Source organism: Streptomyces hyaluromycini (assembly GCF_002217755.1).
Lineage (GTDB): Bacteria > Actinomycetota > Actinomycetes > Streptomycetales > Streptomycetaceae > Streptomyces > Streptomyces hyaluromycini.
On record NZ_BCFL01000039.1, the window covers coordinates 57779 to 75082 of the forward strand.

Here is a 17304-nt window from a genome sequence, read left to right on the forward strand (position 1 = left end):
GTGAGGCCTTACGGCGCCGCCGCCGACGTCCTGCTGCGGGCCGCGGAGGGCGCCGAGGCGCGGGTCGTCGGCAGCCGGGGGCGGGGCGGGTTCGCCCGCGCCCGGCTCGGCTCCGTCAGCCGACAGGTCTCCCAGCCCGCCACCTGCCCGCTGGTGATCGTCTGTACCGGGCAGGTGGCCGGCGCCGTACCGGGCCTGCCACGCTGTCGCCTCGACCGGGGTGAGACCCCGGGGGAGCCGTCCAGGGCGGCGAAGACGGCTGTGGCCGGGAGGGAGGGGACGGAGGCACCTGGTTCGGGGTCCCGGTCGACTGATCGTCGGTCTCCGGCACGGTAGCCGACGCACCCCCGGTGCGGCGGACGGCCCGGCAGGCCGCCGGGCCGTCGTCGCCCGCGTCGACGGTGACCACCCGGGAACACGAGCGTCACTGCGTTCGTGTCCGCCCAGCGCACGTCGTAGGGAGGTGTGCCGTCCGCGTGATGGAGTCCGATGATCTCACCGTCGCGTCGGGTGGCGCCGGCCGCCGGCTCTCCACGACGAGTCGGTCGCCGAGGTGAGCTCGCATGATCGCTGCCCCTCTCCGCACACCGGGGCGGCGGCCGCGTCCTCGTCCGGTACCTCGCCGGACAACCGCACTCCGGGAGTGCTGTCCCCGGCCCGGGCCGCGGCGGCGCTCAGCAGACCGGGGACCTCGCGGCCACCGGCCGCCGCGTACCTACGCGATCGGTCGCGCGCGGGGCGGCCGTGTTGCCCGGGAGTACGGCCGGAGCGACCGTGGAGATGAGGGAGCGAGGGGAGTGAGTACCCTGCGAGCGCTCGTATACCACGGCCCGGCGCAGACCGTCTGGGAGACCGTCCCGGACCCCGCGATCGAGGAGGCGACCGACGCGGTCGTACGAGTCGACGCCACCACGGTGTGCGGCAGCGATCTGCGTATCCGGCGCGGTGACTTCCCGGAGGTGAAGCCCGGGACGGTGCTCGGCCACGAGGCCGTCGGCGAGGTCGTGGAGGTCGGTGCCGAAGTCCATCGTCTGCGCCCCGGCGACCAGGTGATCGTGTCGTCCGTGTCCGCCTGCGGTCATTGCGGGGAGTGCCGCGACGGCCGGTACGGGCAGTGCCGGGAGGGCGGCGGATGGATCCTGGGGAACCTCGTCGACGGAACCCAGGCCGAGTTCGTGCGGGTGCCCTTCGCCGATCACTCCGCCACCCTGCTGCACGGGGACCTCCGGATCGAGGACGCGGTACTGCTCGCCGAACTCCTCCCGACCGCCTACGAGGTCGGGGTGCGCAACGGGCATGTGGGCCCGGGGGACACCGTCGTCGTGGTGGGCGCGGGGCCCGTCGGTCTGGCCTCGATGGTCGTCGCACGGCTCTACTCGCCCCGTCGGGTCATCGTCGTGGACCTGGCGGACGCCCGGCTGGAGACCGCCGCCCGGGTGGGGGCGGACACCGCGGAGTCACCGGGGCGGATGATCGCAGACCTGTCCGAGGGGCCGGGCGCCGACGTGGCCATCGAGGCCTCCGGTGAACCGGACGGCTTCGTGCTGTGCACGCGTGCCGTCCGGACGGGAGGGCACATCGCCAACATCGGAACGCACGGCGGACCGGCGACGCTGCATCTCGAGTCCCTGTGGCGCAAGAACGTGACGATCAGCACGGGCCAGGTGGACACGTCCTCGACACCGTGGCTGCTGGAGATCATGCGATCCGGGCACCTGCCCGTCACGCCGCTGGTCACCCACACCTTCGGCCTCGACCGGATGGAGGACGCCTACGAGGTGTTCGCCGGCGGCTCTGCCTCGGGTGCCCTCAAGGTCGTGCTGTGCCGCGAGTGAGGGAGACGCCGCAACGGGGCCTGCCCTCGTCGCCCGTGTCAGCCGAACAGACCGCGCACCCGGATCGTCTCGACGCGCCGCCAGGTGCCGTCGGGCAGCAGGAGCCAGTCCTCGAACGCGGCCCTGGCGGCGAGGCGTACGGAACCCGCCGCCGGACGCCGGATCCGGACGTGTGCGGTCCTGCGCGGCGGCAACCTGGCGCCGCAGCGGGCGCGCTCGCCTCGCGGCTCGAACGAGATGTGTCTGTTCATCGCTCCTCCGGCCAGAATTCCGGCACGTACCCCGAACACCTGAACCACAGGAGGGAGCCAGGGCGGCGGTCGGCGTCGGCACATCCCAGTTTCGCTCCCCGGCAGCCCAGCCGGGTGGGGCCGAACGGCACTTATGAGGACCACGGGACCCATATCCGGAAGGCCGTCCGTCCGAGACGGGCGGACGGCGCGCCGCGCCGACGACGCCGGAGCGGAGGGGCCTGCCGTGCGGGCACCGCGCCCTCACCGGCGTCAGGCGCTCCGGTTCGTGGCGACCGCAGGCAGGGCGGCCGGGCGGAGCCGAATGGCGCATGGGCTGAGCCCAGGGGCCGATCGCCCCTCGTACAGGTGCCGTTCGGCCTCTGCGGCCGGTTCCCGGCAGGGGGCAGCCTTGGGAACGACCCGTCGAGCAGGAACGCGCAGGGGGTGGAGCCATGGACGCTTCCGGTGTCGGCGCGGTCTCCGTGCTGCGCGCCGCCCACGAGCAGTTCGTGACGTCGGCCGGCCGGGAGCCCGAGGTGCGGGGTCTCGTGGCCGACTCCTGGCGGCGCTGTGCGGCGAGCGGGATACGTCCCGACGGCGGCGCCCCGCCCCCGCTGCGCCGGGCCTCCGACGAATTGAACGCCTGCCGCCTGGCTCATCCGCTCGCCGCCGTACTGCCCCTCTTCCGCGACCTGCTGGGTCCCGGCGCGGCCGACGACGGGCATGTGTTCGCGGTCGGCGACGCAGACGGCACCCTGCTCTGGGTCGAGGGGGACGCGCGGGCCATGACGCGGGCCGCGCGGATGCGCTTCGTCGCGGGAGCCTGCTGGGCGGAGCGGCTGGCAGGCACCAACGCGCCCGGCACCGCACTGGAGTTGGGACGCCCCGTGCAGATCGTCACCGGCGAGCACTACAGCGCCGCCGTGCACGACTGGTCCTGTGCCGCCGCCCCGGTACGCGATCCCGCCACCGGACGGGTGCTCGGCGTGGTCGACCTGTCCGGCGGGGCCACCATCGCCACACCCCCGGCCATGGCCGCCGTACGCGGCGCCGCGCTGGCCGCCGAGGCGCACCTCGCCCGCACACCCGCCCCCGTACCTCTCGTGGGACCGTACGCGGCTCCGGGCGAGATGCGGCTCTCGGCGCTGGGCCGGGACGGCGCCGTGCTGGAGTACGGGGATCACGTGCTCCGACTCAGCCCACGCCACAGCGAGATCGTGCTGGCCCTGGCGTTCATGGGTCGGGGCATGACCGGGGAACAGCTCGCCGTGGACCTCTCCGACCGTGAGATCCCCGCCTCGACGCTGCGCGCCGAGATGACCCGGCTGCGTGCCGTGCTGGGACCGGATCTGCTCGGGTCCCGCCCGTACACACTGCTCCGCCCCACGCGCACCGACGTCGACGACGTGTCCCGGCTGCTGGCCGCGGGCCGCGTCCGCGAGGCGCTCGACCGCTATCCAGGCCCACTGCTGCCGCGCTCCGAGGCGCCCGTCGTCGTAGCACAACGCCGTTGCCTGGAACAGCAGTTGCGCGGAGCCGTGCTCGCCGCCGGGGACACCGGCCTGCTGCGCCGCTGGGTCGGCGCGGCCTGGGGCGCGGAGGACACCGCCGCCTGGACGGCGCTCGCCCACACCCTTCCCGGCGGCTCTCCGCAGCGCGCCGCCGCGGCCGCCCGCGCTCGCGCACTGGATCCCGAAACGCTTGCGTTCCCCCAGCTCCGCGCGCATGCAGCGGTGTTGCAGCGTCCCCGCTCCTAGCGTCCTGGGTATCACCACTCGTCGTGATCGAAACGGGACGCGACAGGGAGAGAGAAGGGGACGGTCATGAAGTACCAGCCTCCGGGCACCCCGGGCAGCGTCGTGGACGTCGCCCCCCGCTACGAGAACTTCATCGGCGGCAAGTGGGAGGCCCCCACCACCGGCGAGTACAAGCCCAACCTGTGCCCGGCCACCGCCAAGCCCCTCTGCGACATCCCGAAGTCGGCGGCCGAGGACATCGAACTCGCCCTGGACGCCGCGCACTCCGCGAAGGACAGGTGGGGCGAGGCCTCCACCGCCCAGCGCGCCGCGGTCCTCAACAAGATGGCCGACGCCATCGACGCCCATCGCGAGGAACTCGCCGTCGCCGAGAGCTGGGACAACGGCAAGCCGGTCCGTGAGACCCTGGCCGCCGACATCCCTCTCGCCGCCGACCACTTCCGCTACTTCGCGGCCGCGATCCGCGCCGAGGAGAGCGAGATCACCGAGATCGACAAGGACACCATCGCCTACCACTTCCACGAACCTCTGGGCGTGGTCGGCCAGATCATCCCGTTCAACTTCCCGCTGCTGATGGCCGCGTGGAAGCTCGCCCCGGCCCTCGCCGCCGGCAACGCCGCGGTGATCAAGCCCGCCTCGCCGACCCCGTGGTCGATCCTCAAGCTCATGGAGGTCGTCGGCGACATCGTCCCGCCCGGCGTGCTCAACGTCGTCAACGGACCCGGCGCCGAGATCGGCAAGGCCCTCGCCACCAACAAGCGCATCGCCAAGGTCGCCTTCACCGGCGAGACCACCACCGGCCGCCTGATCATGCAGTACGCGGCCCAGAACATCATCCCCGTCACGCTGGAGCTGGGCGGCAAGTCGCCGAACATCTTCTTCAACGACGTCGCCGACAAGGACGACGACTTCCTCGACAAGGCCGTCGAGGGACTCGTCCTGTACGCGTTCAACAAGGGCGAGGTCTGCACCTGCCCCTCGCGTGCCCTGATCCAGGAGGACATCTACGAGGAGTTCATGGGCCGCTGCCTGGAGCGGATCCGCGCCATCAGGCAGGGCGACCCGCTCGACACCGAGACCATGATCGGCCCCCAGGTGTCGAAGCAGCAGGTCGAGAAGATCGCGTCGTACGTCGAGATCGGTGAGAAGGAAGGCGCCGAACTCCTCGCCGGCGGCCACCGGCCCGCCATCGGCGGCGCGTTCACGGACGGCTACTTCTACGAGCCGACCGTCCTCAAGGGCCACAACAGGATGCGGGTCTTCCAGGAGGAGATCTTCGGACCCGTCCTCGCCGTCACCACGTTCAAGGACGAGGCCGAAGCCCTCGCCATCGCCAACGACACGCTGTACGGCCTCGGCGCCGGCGTGTGGACCCGTGACGGCGCCCTCGCCTACCGGATGGGCCGCGCCATCAAGGCCGGCCGGGTCTGGACGAACTGCTACCACCAGTACCCGGCGGGTGCCGCGTTCGGAGGCTACAAGGTCTCCGGCATCGGGCGCGAGACGCACAAGATGATGCTCGACCACTACAGCCAGACCAAGAACCTCCTGGTCAGCTACGGGACCAAGCCGATGGGGCTGTTCTAGAAGGAGCGCGGTGACATGACCGTCAGTGCGGCGAACGTCGAGAACGGCACCGCGGGACGCGTCACCGTCACCCGGGCGGCCCGCAGGGCGATCGACGCCCTGCTCGCCGCCCAGGGCGGGCCGGTGATGTTCGTCCAGTCCGCAGGCTGCTGCGACGGCAGCGACCCCATGTGCTTCTCCAGCGGTGAGTTTCTGCTGGGGGAGGGCGACATGCTCGTCGGCGTGGTGCACGGCTGCACCTTCCACATGAACGCCGACCAGTACGAGGCGCTCGGCCGCCCCCGCCTCGTCCTGGACGTCGAACCGGGCACCCCGGGCGGCTTCTCCCTCGCGGCCGGGGACGGACTGCGCTTCGTCACCCGGACCAAGGCGCCCGAGCGCCACACCAGTTGAGGAGCAGATCATGAAGGCAGCGGTCGTCACCGACTTCGGCAAGCCCCTGGAACTCCAGGACCTGCCCGTCCCCACCCCCGGCCCCGGCGAAGTGCTGGTCCGTATGGAGGCCTCCGGGCTCTGCCACACCGACATCCACGCCGCCCACGGCGACTGGCCGGTCAAGCCCAACCCGCCGTTCGTCCCCGGCCACGAGGGCATCGGCCCCGTGGAGGCCGTCGGCGCCGGTGTCTCCGAGGACCTCATCGGCAAGCGGGTCGCCGTCCCGTGGCTCGGCTCGTCCTGCGGGACCTGCCGCTACTGCGTCTCCGGCTGGGAGACCCTGTGCGAGTCCCAGGTCAACTCCGGCTATTCCGTGGACGGTTGCTACGCCGAGTACGCCGTCGCGAACGCGGGTGCGATCGTCCCGGTCCCCGACGGCGTGACGTCCTTCGACGCGGCCCCGCTGACCTGTGCCGGCGTCACCACCTACAAGGCGATCAAGGTCGCCCGGGTCGTGCCCGCCGAACGGGTCGCCGTCTTCGGCGTCGGCGGCCTCGGCCACCTCGCCGTACAGTACGCGCGGCTGGTCGGCGGACTGGTCACCGCCGTCGACCTGGAGCCGGACAAGCTGGGCCTGGCCCACCGCCTCGGCGCCGACCAGATCGTCAACGCCCGCACCCACGACCCCGTCGAGGAGATCAGGAAGGCGGGCGGCGCGGATGTCGCCGTCGTGCTCGCCGCGGCGCCCAAGGCCTTCGAACAGGCCTACCGGTCGCTCAACCGCGGCGGACGTCTGGTCATGGTCGCCCTCCCCGCCGACAACGCGGCGGTCACCGTGCCGATCTTCGAGACCGTCCTCGGCGGTATCTCCGTCATCGGCTCCATCGTCGGCACCCGCCAGGACCTCGCCGAGGTGTTCGCGCTGCATGCCGCCGGACGCACCCAGGTCATCGCCGAACCCCGGCGCCTGGACCAGGTCAACGATGCCTTCGACGAGGTCCTCGGCGGACGGGCCGAGGCCCGGCTCGTCTTCCGGTTCTGAGAGTTCCGCGGCCCGGCCAGGGCGCCGGGCCGCGGGGAAAGGCAGCAGATCATGGCCACTGTCACCGTGGGCGCCGTACGGGAGCGGGCGCCCGGCGAACGCCGCGTCGCGCTCGTCCCCGAGGCCGTCACCCTTCTGCGCCGGGCCGGCGTCGAGGTCCTGGTCGAGACCGGGGCGGGCTCCGGCGCGTGGTTCACCGACGCCGACTACGCCGATGCGGGCGCCACCGTCGTATCCCCGGACGAGCTGTACGCCCGGGCCGACGCAGTCCTGTGCGTGGCACCGCCCGACCAGGAGACCGCCGAGGCCCTGCGTCCCGGGCAGACCCTGATCGGCCTGCTCGAACCGCTGCGCCACCCCGACCTGGTCGCCGGCCTGCACCGGCGCGGCGTGCCCACGGTGAGCCTCGACCTGCTGCCCCGCACCCTCAGCCGCGCCCAGTCCATGGACGCGCTCACCTCACAGGCCAACGTCGCCGGCTACAAGGCCGCGCTGCTGGCCGCCGACTCCTACGACCGCTTTCTCCCGATGCTCACGACGGCGGCGGGCACCATGCGCCCGGCGCAGATCCTGGTCCTCGGCGCCGGAGTGGCGGGACTGCAGGCCGTCGCCACGGCCCGCCGCCTCGGCGCCGTCGTCACGGCGTACGACGTACGCCCCGAGTCACGAGGGGAGGTGGAGTCGCTGGGCGCCCGGTTCCTCGACATCCAGAACCCTCCTGAGGAGGAACCGGGTGCTCGACGGGGCGGTTACGCACGGGAGCTGACGTCCGAGGAGCAGCAGGCCCAGCGCGCCGCGCTCGACGCGCACATCGCCCGCTCCGACATCGTCATCACCACCGCCCAGGTGCCCGGCCGCAAGCCCCCGCTCCTGGTCACCTGCGCCGTACTGGAACGCATGCACCCCGGCTCGGTCGTCATCGACCTCGCCGCGAGCGAACTCGGCGGCAACGTCGAGGACTCCGAGCCGGACAAGACCGACGTCCTGCCGAACGGCGTGACCGTGATCGGCGCCGGACATCTGCCGTCCGCCATGGCCACGGCCGCGTCCACCGCCTACGCCCGCAACCTCGTCGCCCTGCTGCGCCACCTCGTGCGCGACGGCGAACTGGTCCTCGACCCGGACGACGAGATCACCAGTGCCCTCCTCGGAGGTGAACCGTCATGAACGACCTCGACCTCCTCACCGCGATCACCGTCTTCGTGCTGAGCGTCCTCGTCGGCGTCGAGGTGATCAGCAAGGTCCCGGCGACCCTGCACACGCCCCTGATGTCCGGCTCCAACTCGGTGCACGGCATCGTCGTCATCGGCGCCATGCTGATCGCCGCCGAGTCGCACACCTGGCTCGGCTATGTCCTCGCCTTCGTCGCCATGGTGTTCGGCGGGATGAACGTCGTCGGCGGCTACGCCGTCACCGACCGCATGCTGGAGATGTTCCGGGCCAGGCCGCCCGAGACACCGAAGAACGAGAAGGCCGAGGTGTGAGCGCCATGGATACCGTCTCCAACGCCGTCCACTACGTCTTCCTCGCCACGGCCGTCTGCTTCGTCCTCGGCCTGCACCTGATGAACCATCCCCGCACCGCCCGCCGTGGCAACGCCCTCTCCGCGGGCGGGATGGCCGTGGCGATCGCCGCGACCGTCTGGCTGGTCATACACGAGGGCAGCATCACCACGACCGGCTGGCTCGTCCTCGTCTCCGGCGGCCTCGTCGGCGCTGCGCTCGGCCTGTACGCCGCACGCGAGGTCAAGATGACCGCCATGCCCCAACTGGTCAGCGTCTTCAACGCCGTCGGCGGCGGAGCGGCCGCGCTCATCGCGGTCAACGATCTGCTTCAGGCCGATGACGCGGCCGCGCTCGGTGCCCGGGTGTCCCTGCCCGGCGCGCTGGACATCGTCATCGGCGCGGTCACCTTCTCCGGGTCGCTCATCGCGGCGGGCAAGCTCCAGGGCGTCGTGTCCGGGGCGCCGGTGGTGTTCCCGGGAGCGCGGCTGCTCAACGTACTGCTGCCGGCGTCCTTCGTCGCCGGCACGGTCTGGCTGGTACTGTCCCCCGACTCCCGTACCGCGCTGTACGGGCTGACCGCCGTGGCCCTGCTGTTCGGTGTGACCATGGTGCTGCCCATCGGCGGCGCCGACATGCCCGTGGTCATCGCCCTGCTGAACGCGTTCACCGGATCCGCGGTCGCGATGGCCGGCTTCGTCCTGGACGAGACCGCCCTGATCATCGCGGGCATGCTGGTCAGCTCCTCGGGCGGCATCCTCACCAAGCTGATGGCCGACGCCATGAACAGGTCCGTCCTCAACATCGTCGTCGGCGGCTTCGGTACGGGTGACGGCGCACCGGCGGCGACCGGCGCGGACGGTGCCCCGGCTCAGGTCCGCCCGGTCTCCGCGGACGATGTGGCGATCCAGCTGGCGTACGCGGGCAAGGTCGTCTTCGTCCCCGGGTACGGCCTCGCCGCAGCCCAGGCCCAGCACGAACTCGGCGACCTCGCCAAGCTGCTGACCGATCACGGCGTCGACGTCAGCTACGCCGTCCACCCGGTGGCCGGCCGGATGCCCGGGCACATGAACGTGCTGCTGGCCGAGGCCAACGTGCCGTACACCCAGCTGAAGGAGATGGACGAGGTCAACCCCGAGTTCCCGCAGGCGGACGTGGCCCTGGTCGTCGGCGCCAACGACGTCACCAACCCCGCCGCCCGCAGGCCCGGCAACGCGATCTCCGGGATGCCCATCCTCGACGTGGACAAGGCGAAGAGCGTCGTCGTCATCAAGCGCTCGATGGGCCATGGCTACGCGGGCATCGACAACGAGCTCTACACCAATCCCAGGACGGGGATGTTCTTCACCGACGCGAAGCGGGGACTGGCCGAACTCAAGGCGGCGGTCGGCGAGTTCGTCGGCTGACCGCCGCCACGGGTGGGCCCGGCCGGAGACGGCGGGGCCCACCCGTCGCGTCCTCGGGCCGTTGCCCGGCGTCGTCCCCGTCGCACGGTTCCCGACCCAGCTGGTCACAGCCCATCCGGCCCGCGAAAGCGCAGGTCAGAAAGGTTCACCGGGAACACCGGGCGTACGCGTCCGCAGGAAACCGCGCCGGGTCCGGGAGCCCGGGATCTGTCGTGCAGTCAGCTGGTCTGGTGGCCCCAGCGGGGTCCTACCAGCGCCCATTGCCTCCCCCATGCGTCGATGCGTCGCCTGTCGAGCAGCCGCCGGGCGACCCCGCCACCTCCGAACACCAGGCCGCCGAGAGCGGCCGCCGCCGTGGCACCCAGGAAGCCCGACTCGATCGCTGCTTCTGTGGGGTCCGGTGGCGCCGGGGCGAGACGGCCATGGCCGTCCTGCCAGACCGTGACCTCGGACCCGCCCTTGAGACCGGCGTCCACCAAGGTCCGGCCCGTGCGCGTCGAGCCGGCGGGGGTGGTCCAGCGCACCGCAGCCGTCCGGCGATCGGTCGTCGTGCCGATCGCAGGTGCGGCTCGCGGGACGGTCTCGAGGAGCACGGCTCGGACGGGCTGCCGTTCGGCTCGCTGCTGTGCGAACACCTCGTCCGCGGCGTGGGCCGTCACCAGCCCGGCGACGGCACCGCCCACGGCGAAGACCGCCCATACGGCCAGCACGATCCAGGATTCCACGATGTCGTCGTGGCGCCGCAGCGGGTTGCTCCGCCACCGCCACAGCCACTTCCTCGCGTACTTGCCACTGGGCATCGGTCCGCACCTCCTTCATGTCGTCGTGGTGACATTCCTGAAGGTGACAGCCACTGCTGTGGTGGCGCATGAGCCGACCAGGTGTTGCCACCGGGCCACTCGGCACCAACTCCGCTCCTGGGAAGTGCTGTTCGGCCCGGTCCAGCCCGTCGCCCATCAGACGTCCGCAGCCCGGCCCCGGGCCGCGGACGTCTGCCCGCGCCGGGACCGTGCCGACCGAACGGCCCTTGCGGCAAGGGCCGTTCGGCGGATGCCGGGGTTCGACCGGCATCTGACCAGGGCGACGGTGCACGAGGAGCATCGACCGAAGAATCCGCCGCGCGGTGTCGAGTGGCGCTGCCACCGCTCTGCCGGCCGAGGGAAGGAGAGGTACGACCATGACCCTGCAACACATCGTCGTCGGAGTCGACGGCTCCGTGACCTCCGTGCGAGCTCTGGACCGGGCCGCGGCCGAGGCCGTACGCCATGGCAGCGCGCTGCGCGTGCTGTATGCGGTTCCCGACCGTGACGAGGCGACACCGGTCCTGGCCTACGCCACCTCGCGCACACGAGAGCGGTATCCGGGGCTGCTTGTCCAGACCGTTGCGGTCGAGGGAGGCGTGGTGCATGCGCTGGCGCGCGAGAGCGAGGGCGCGGTCCTCACCGTGGTGGGAACACGCGGCTTGGGCACCGTGGCGGGTTCGGCGTTGGGCTCGGTGAGCCTGAGGCTGGCCGCCGTCGCACAGGGACCGCTCCTGGTCGTCCGCGGGGACCACCCCTGCGACGAGGGCCTGCCCGTGCTGCTGGGCTTTGCCGACGACTCGGACCTGCAGGCGGCGGAGTACGCCTTCCAGGAGGCCGAGCGGCGTGGCGTGCGCCTCCGCGTCCTGCATTCCTGGAGCCATCGGCACATCACCCCCGAACTGCCCTTGCTCACCGCTGCGCGCAGCCCCGGCCAGGAGCGGATGGCCAGGGAGAGCCGGGCCGAGGAGGCCGTGGCCCACTACGCCCTCACCCACCTGCGGGACCGGCATCCCGGTGTCGTCGTGGAGTCCCACGCGGTCCGTACCGCTCCCGCTCCCGCACTGCTGACGGCGTCCCAGGAAGCCGCAACAGTGGTCGTCGGCGCCCACCGGCGTACCGGTGTGTTCGGACCACGCCTGGGTCCGGTCGCGCACACGCTGTTGCACCGGTCGCACTGCCCCCTGATTGTCGTACCGGAGAGGTGACGGCCCCTTCCCACGACTGACGTCGTTCACCATGCGACCGGAGCGGCACCGCGAGGGAACGGTGCCGCTCCGGTCGTTCTTCTCTCCCGGCCCACTGCTGCGGGCGGTGCGTGGTTTGCGGAGCCGGTGCCGGAGGCGGTGATGTCACGCCGGGCGAGCGCTTTCGTCGGTGCTGTCGGTGTCCGTACCGCGGGACTGTGTGGGTCCGCCGCGCCATGGCGGGGTGGTCGTACGACGTCCGTCGTGCCAGGCCTGGGCGGCCCTGTCCATCTGGCGGCGCAGCCGGTCCTGGAGCCGGTCGACGGTCTCCGCGCCCGTGGCCTCCTCGGCCACCGTGACGACCACCTGACGGCCGCCGATGTGCAGATCCGCCGTGGCCGACCACGGGTGGCCGGCGTGGTGGGCGGCCGCACGCAGGATGCGCACCTCGCCGGTGACGGCGGGCAGTCCCGCCCTGCTCAGGACGGCGTCGATCTTCGTGCGGGCGTAGGCCAGGGTCTCCTCGTCCACGGCGCCGTCGGAACGCAGCTCGACCGCGGGCGTCGCCTGGGAGTTGTTGGTGATCATGCGGGTTTCTCCTCGGAAATCAGGAACTCAGGAACTCAGGAGCTGACGGATTCGGTAAGGGCGGAACAGTGGGGTGATTCAGACCGGGGAGCCCGGCAGCCACAGGTCGGGGCCGAACACCTCGTAGCGGATGCGCCGCGCGGGCACGCCGGCGTTCAGCAGCTGCCCCCGTACGTCCCGCATGAAGGGGAGCGGGCCGCACAGGAACACCGTGGCGTTGTCGGGGAGTTCGGTGTCGCTCAGGTCCATCGGCCCGGTGCGGGCGGCGGGTTCCTCCGCTCCGGGACGCTCGTACCAGAAGACGGCCCGGGCGTTCCGTAGTTGATCGACGAGTTCGTGCGTCTCGGCGCGCAGGGCGTGGTCGGCGGGGGAGCGGTCGGCGTGCAGGACCAGGACCCGGCGGATCGAGCGGAGGCCCGCCAGATGGGCGAGGATGCCGGTCATGGGGGTGCAGCCGATGCCTGCCGAGACCAGCACGACGGGGGTGGTGGTGTCCACGGGGTCGTCGAGGAAGATGTCGCCGAACGGTGCGGACAGCAGCAGTTCGTCGCCCTCACGGACGGTGTCGTGCAGCAGGTTGGAGACTTCGCCGTCCGGCCCGGCGGTGTCACCGGTGACCCGCTTCACGGTGATCCGCCGCAGCTCGTCGCCGGGGTCCGAGGAGAGGCTGTACTGGCGCAGCTGGTGCACCCCGTCCGCCATGCACACGCGGACGCTCACGTACTGGCCGGCGCGGGCTCGCGGGATGCGTTCGCCGTCCGCCGGGCGGAGCAGGAAGGAGACGACGTCGGGGGTCTCGGTACGGCGTTCGACGACTGTCCAGGGCCGCCAGATCCCGCCGGGCTGGACGCCCGCGTCCTGGTAGAGGAGCGCCTCCCGGCTGATCAGGGCGCCGGCCATGAGCCAGTAGACCTCGTCCCAGGCGGCCGCCACCTCCGGGGTGACCGCGTCCCCGAGGACCTCGGCGATCGCGCCGAACAGGTACTTGTGCACGATCGTGTACTGGTCGTCGGTGACGCCGACGGCGGCGTGCTTGTGCGCGATCCGGGACAGCAACTGGTCCGGCCGCGTCCCGGGGTTCTCCAGCAGCGCGCCGGCGAACCCGGCGATCGCACCGGCCAGCGCGCGGCGCTGGTCCCCGCCGGCCTGGTTGCCGCGGTTGAACATGCCGTCGAGCAGCTCCGGCCGGTCGTGGAACATCGTGGCGTAGAAACGGGTGGTGATCTCGTCGAGCGCTCCGGCCACGGCGGGCAGGGTGGCGCGTACGAGGGCGGCGGATTCGGCGGACAGCATGGGATCTCCCGGACGGGACGGACGATGGAGGAGGAAGCGGCCGCATCGCCGTGGGGTCGGCGGCCTTCTGCACGGCGGTCGGGCACCGCCGGGCGGGCTATGCGTCGCGCCCGTAGTAGGCCGCGCGCATGAGCTGCCGCATGTCGTCGAGCATGGGCATCCGAGGGTTGGCGGGGGCGCACTGGTCCTCGAAGGCGTTCAGGGCCTGCTGGGGCAGTGCGTCGAGGAAGGACCGCTCGTCGACGCCGAGGGCCTGGAACGACGGCTCGATGCCCACGGCGTCCCGGAGCCGCTCCACGGCCGAGGCCAGTGATTCGACGCCCTCCGCCGCGGTGGCGGCCGGCAGGCCGAGGGCGCGGGCGATGTCCTGGAAGCGCTCGGGGGCACGGTAGTGCTCGTACTTCGGCCAGCCGGTGAGCTTCGTGGGGACGGTGCCGTTGTAGCGGATGACGTGCGGCAGCAGGACCGCGTTGGTGCGGCCGTGCGCGATGTGGAAGGTGGCACCGAGCGTGTGGGACATGGCGTGGACGATGCCGAGGAAGGCGTTGCCGAAGGCCATGCCGGCGATAGTGCCGGCGTTGTGCATCTTCTCCTGTGCGTCGGGTCGCCGGGTGCGGTCGTTGACCGCCGCCTCGATGTTCTCGAAGATCAGCCGTATCGCGTGCAGGGCGAGGCCGTCGGTGAAGTCGTTGGCGTAGACGGACACATACGCCTCGATGGCGTGGGTGAGGGCGTCGAAGCCGCTGTCGGCCGCCAGCGCGTGCGGGAGTTCGGCGGTGAGCAGCGGGTCGATGATGGCGACGCTGGGGGTGAGGGCGTAGTCGGCGAGCGGGTACTTCTTGCCGGTGGCCGGGTCGGAGATCACCGCGAAGGGGGTGACCTCCGCGCCCGTGCCGGAGGTGGTGGGGATGCACACCAGGCGGGCGAGCTTCCCGAGGACGGGGAAGCGGAAGGCTCGCTTGCGGATGTCGGAGAACTTGTGCCGCATGTCGGCGAAGTCGACGTCCTTGCCCTCGGCCTGCTGCTCGTACAGCAGCCACATCACCTTGGCCGCGTCCATCGGGGAGCCGCCGCCGAGGGCGATGATGGTGTCAGGGCGGAAGTCGCCCATGAGGCGGGCGCCGCGCCGGACGGAGTCGATGCTCGGCTCGGGCTCGACGTTGTCGATGACCTGGATGGTGACCGGCTCCCGGCGCCGCCGCAGCACGCGCTCGACCCGGTCGACGAGTCCGAGGCGGGTCATCGTCGCGTCGGTGACGACGGTGACGCGGTGGACGTCCGGCATGGAGGTCAGGTAGCGGATGGACTGCGGCTCGAAGTAGATCTTCGGCGGGACCTTGAACCACTGGAGGTTGTTGCGGCGCACGGACACCCGCTTGACGTTGAGCAGTTGGGCGGCGGAGACGTTGTTGGACACCGAGGTGCTGCCCCAGGAGCCGCAGCCCAGGGTGAGCGACGGCAGCAGGCTGTTGTAGATGCCGCCGATCGCGCCCTGTGAGGAAGGGGCGTTGACGATGATCCGTACCGTCTTCATACGATGGCCGTACGCCTCGGCGAGTTCGAGGTCGCCGGTGTGGATGACGGCGCTGTGGCCCTGCCCGTGGAAGGCGACCATGTCGGCGGCCAGGTCGAAGCCCTGCTCCGTGGAGCCGGCCCGCAGGACGGCGAGGACCGGGCAGAGCTTCTCGCGGGTGAGCGGCTCCTGCGGACCGACCTGACCGGCCTCGACGAGGATGAGCGAGGTGTCCTCGGGCACGGTGAACCCGGCCTGTTCGGCGATCCACGCGGGGCTCTGCCCGACGGCCGCGGAGTTGACCTTTGGCTCGCAGCCCGCGCCCCCGCCTGCGGCCTTGTCCGCCGGGAACAGGAAGACCTCCAGCTTCGCCTTCTCCTCGGCGGTTGCCAAGTGGGCGTGCAGCGTGCGGAATTCGGTGAGGACCGCGTCGTAGATCTGCTCGTCCAGGATGACGGCCTGTTCCGAGGCGCAGATCATGCCGTTGTCGAACGACTTCGACAGCACCAGGTCGTTCACGGCCCGGCGCACGTCGGCGCTGTGGTGGACGTAGGCGGGCACGTTGCCGGCGCCCACGCCGAGCGCGGGCTTGCCGGCCGAGTACGCGGCCTTGACCATGGCGTTGCCGCCGGTGGCGAGGATGAGCGAGACGCCGGGGTGGCGCATCAGGGCGCCGGTCGCCTCGACGGACGGGGTCTCGATCCACTGCACGCAGTGCTCCGGAGCGCCCGCCGCGACCGCCGCGTCCCGCACGACGCGGGCCGCCTCCGCGCTGCAACGCTGGGCGGAGGGGTGGAAGGCGAAAACGACCGGGTTGCGGGTCTTCAGCGCCATCAGGGCCTTGAAGATCGTGGTGGAGGTCGGGTTGGTGACGGGGGTGATGGCGCACACCACCCCGACCGGCTCGGCCACCTCGACCATGTCGTCGATGTCGTCACGGGCGATGACCCCGACCGTCTTCATCGGGCCCATGCTGTGCGTGACGTACTCGCAGGCGAACATGTTCTTGGCGGCCTTGTCCTCGAAGACTCCGCGTCCGGTCTCGTCCACGGCGAGTCGTGCCAGCCCGGTGTGCTGGTCGAGGGCGGCGACCGAGGCCTTCTTCACGATGTGGTCGACCTGTTCCTGGTCGAGCCCCTCGTAGTCCGCGAGTGCCTTGAGCCCGTTGGTCACCAGGCGGTCGACCGCGATGGCGATGTCGGACGGCGCGTCGGCGGGTTCGGTGGTCGCGCTGCGGTCGTCGTGGCGGGTCATGTCGGCAGGCCTCCGTCGTGGAAGGGCGGCAACCGCACGGATGGCGGCGCGGGAGGGAGCGGCACCTCGGGGGATGGGCACCGCTCCCATCAGCAGCTTCTCTCTTCAGCGGCGGCGCTCCCAGGTCCCGTTGGTCCCCGTGCGGGACTGATCGGCCCCGGGGTGCCGGGGCCAGGTGTCCCATGCGGCGGGACTAGCCAGAGGGCGCGCCGGAGGAGGGGGCGCCCTCGACCCGGCGGGCGGCGTCGGCGCGGCAGGCCAGGCCGTTGACCACGCCGACCACTCCGTCCACCCGGTACGTCAGCCGGATGGCGGTCGGAATGTCGCCGTGGTGCGGTACGGCTCCTGCCAGGGTGACCATGCCGTCCCTGACCGAGACGGTCACGCTGCCGGCCGGGAGTCCGAGCGCGAGGTCCAGTACTTCCTCGCGGACCTCCCGGCCGATCTCCTCGTCCGTGCGCAGGAAGACCCGCAGCAGGTCACGCCGGGTGGCGATGCCGATCAGCCGGTCCTCCTCGTCCACGACCGGCAGGCGCTCGACGCCGTGACGCTCCATGACACGTGCGGCGTCCGCTATCCGTTGTTCCGGATGAACGGTGATCGCGGGCGTCGACATCAGATCCCGGGCCGTGACGGCGCGGGCGACGGCACCGGAGCGCGGACGCCTGAGGCGACTCGACGGGTGTCGCCGCGACCGCCGCGCCCGGTCGTCCGGGGACCGGGCCGCCTGACGACGGACCAGATCCGTCTGCGAGACGACACCCACGACCTTGTCGTCGTCGTCCACGACGGGCAGGCCGCTGATCCGGTGCCGGTCCAGCAGCCGTACGACGTCCTTGAACGACGTCTCCGGGTGCGCCTCGACGACGTCCGAGGTCATCACCTCACCGACGATGCGGGCCATGGCGGCCACCTCCTTTCCGGCCGGGCCC

15 protein-coding genes and 2 pseudogenes are annotated in these 17304 nt (G+C 71.7%); 10 read left to right on the forward strand and 7 right to left on the reverse strand.

Going from position 1 to position 17304, the window contains the following annotated elements:
- Positions 1–9 precede the first annotated feature (9 nt).
- Positions 10–162, forward strand: a pseudogene (locus SSP29_RS60735) (universal stress protein); the annotation flags it as partial.
- A gap of 245 nt (positions 163–407) precedes the next feature.
- Here the strand turns inward: SSP29_RS60735 and SSP29_RS57990 are convergent.
- A pseudogene (locus SSP29_RS57990) lies at positions 408–565 on the reverse strand (DUF1918 domain-containing protein); the annotation flags it as partial.
- A gap of 241 nt (positions 566–806) precedes the next feature.
- Here SSP29_RS57990 and SSP29_RS48250 point away from each other — a divergent pair.
- Positions 807–1835: an alcohol dehydrogenase catalytic domain-containing protein gene (locus SSP29_RS48250; protein ID WP_089107424.1), complete on the forward strand. Its 1029-nt coding sequence runs from the start codon at positions 807–809 to the stop codon at positions 1833–1835.
- Positions 1836–1873: 38 nt separating this feature from the next.
- Here SSP29_RS48250 and SSP29_RS48255 read toward each other — a convergent pair whose 3' ends face one another.
- A complete protein-coding gene (locus tag SSP29_RS48255) occupies positions 1874–2086 on the reverse strand; it encodes a hypothetical protein (RefSeq protein WP_089107364.1) in 213 nt (70 codons plus the stop codon).
- A gap of 434 nt (positions 2087–2520) precedes the next feature.
- On the opposite strand from SSP29_RS48255, the gene SSP29_RS48260 reads away from it, so the two are divergent.
- The 7 genes from SSP29_RS48260 to SSP29_RS48290 all read left to right on the forward strand — a co-directional run bounded on the left by SSP29_RS48260 (position 2521) and on the right by SSP29_RS48290 (position 9737).
- Positions 2521–3825 carry a sigma-54-dependent transcriptional regulator family protein gene (locus SSP29_RS48260; RefSeq protein WP_089107365.1) on the forward strand — a complete coding sequence of 435 codons (1305 nt, stop codon included), beginning with the start codon at positions 2521–2523 and terminating at the stop codon, positions 3823–3825.
- Positions 3826–3891: 66 nt separating this feature from the next.
- Positions 3892–5412 (forward strand): aldehyde dehydrogenase family protein, encoded by a 1521-nt coding sequence (locus tag SSP29_RS48265; RefSeq protein WP_089107366.1) that lies wholly within the window; start codon positions 3892–3894, stop codon positions 5410–5412.
- A 15-nt stretch (positions 5413–5427) separates the two neighbouring features.
- On the forward strand, positions 5428–5805 hold the full coding sequence (locus SSP29_RS48270; protein WP_089107367.1) for a DUF779 domain-containing protein: 378 nt from the start codon (positions 5428–5430) through the stop codon (positions 5803–5805).
- A gap of 10 nt (positions 5806–5815) precedes the next feature.
- Positions 5816–6829: a zinc-dependent alcohol dehydrogenase gene (locus SSP29_RS48275; RefSeq protein ID WP_089107368.1), complete on the forward strand. Its 1014-nt coding sequence runs from the start codon at positions 5816–5818 to the stop codon at positions 6827–6829.
- Between the two features lie 51 nt (positions 6830–6880).
- Positions 6881–7996 (forward strand): NAD(P) transhydrogenase subunit alpha, encoded by a 1116-nt coding sequence (locus tag SSP29_RS48280; protein WP_089107369.1) that lies wholly within the window; start codon positions 6881–6883, stop codon positions 7994–7996.
- Entirely contained in the window at positions 7993–8313 is a 321-nt protein-coding gene (locus tag SSP29_RS48285; protein ID WP_089107370.1) for an NAD(P) transhydrogenase subunit alpha part 2, read from the forward strand. Before SSP29_RS48280 ends, SSP29_RS48285 begins: the two co-directional genes overlap by 4 nt.
- A gap of 5 nt (positions 8314–8318) precedes the next feature.
- On the forward strand, positions 8319–9737 hold the full coding sequence (locus SSP29_RS48290; RefSeq protein WP_089107425.1) for an NAD(P)(+) transhydrogenase (Re/Si-specific) subunit beta: 1419 nt from the start codon (positions 8319–8321) through the stop codon (positions 9735–9737).
- A gap of 218 nt (positions 9738–9955) precedes the next feature.
- Here SSP29_RS48290 and SSP29_RS48295 read toward each other — a convergent pair whose 3' ends face one another.
- A complete protein-coding gene (locus SSP29_RS48295; protein WP_089107371.1) occupies positions 9956–10537 on the reverse strand; it encodes an Rv1733c family protein in 582 nt (193 codons plus the stop codon).
- 377 nt (positions 10538–10914) lie between these two features.
- Here SSP29_RS48295 and SSP29_RS48300 point away from each other — a divergent pair, with 377 nt between their 5' ends.
- Complete coding sequence (locus SSP29_RS48300; RefSeq protein WP_150136391.1) at positions 10915–11745, forward strand: universal stress protein; 831 nt, start codon at positions 10915–10917, stop codon at positions 11743–11745.
- A gap of 144 nt (positions 11746–11889) precedes the next feature.
- Here the strand turns inward: SSP29_RS48300 and SSP29_RS48305 are convergent, their stop codons facing one another.
- The 4 genes from SSP29_RS48305 to SSP29_RS48320 form a co-directional block, all read right to left on the reverse strand.
- Positions 11890–12312, reverse strand: coding sequence for a hypothetical protein (locus tag SSP29_RS48305; protein WP_089107372.1), 423 nt, complete (start codon positions 12310–12312; stop codon positions 11890–11892).
- A gap of 78 nt (positions 12313–12390) precedes the next feature.
- Positions 12391–13605, reverse strand: coding sequence for a globin domain-containing protein (locus SSP29_RS48310; protein WP_089107373.1), 1215 nt, complete (start codon positions 13603–13605; stop codon positions 12391–12393).
- A gap of 97 nt (positions 13606–13702) precedes the next feature.
- Positions 13703–16372 carry a bifunctional acetaldehyde-CoA/alcohol dehydrogenase gene (gene adhE / locus SSP29_RS48315; RefSeq protein WP_089107374.1) on the reverse strand — a complete coding sequence of 890 codons (2670 nt, stop codon included), beginning with the start codon at positions 16370–16372 and terminating at the stop codon, positions 13703–13705.
- Positions 16373–16565: 193 nt separating this feature from the next.
- Entirely contained in the window at positions 16566–17276 is a 711-nt protein-coding gene (locus tag SSP29_RS48320; protein ID WP_150136393.1) for a CBS domain-containing protein, read from the reverse strand.
- Positions 17277–17304 lie beyond the last annotated feature (28 nt).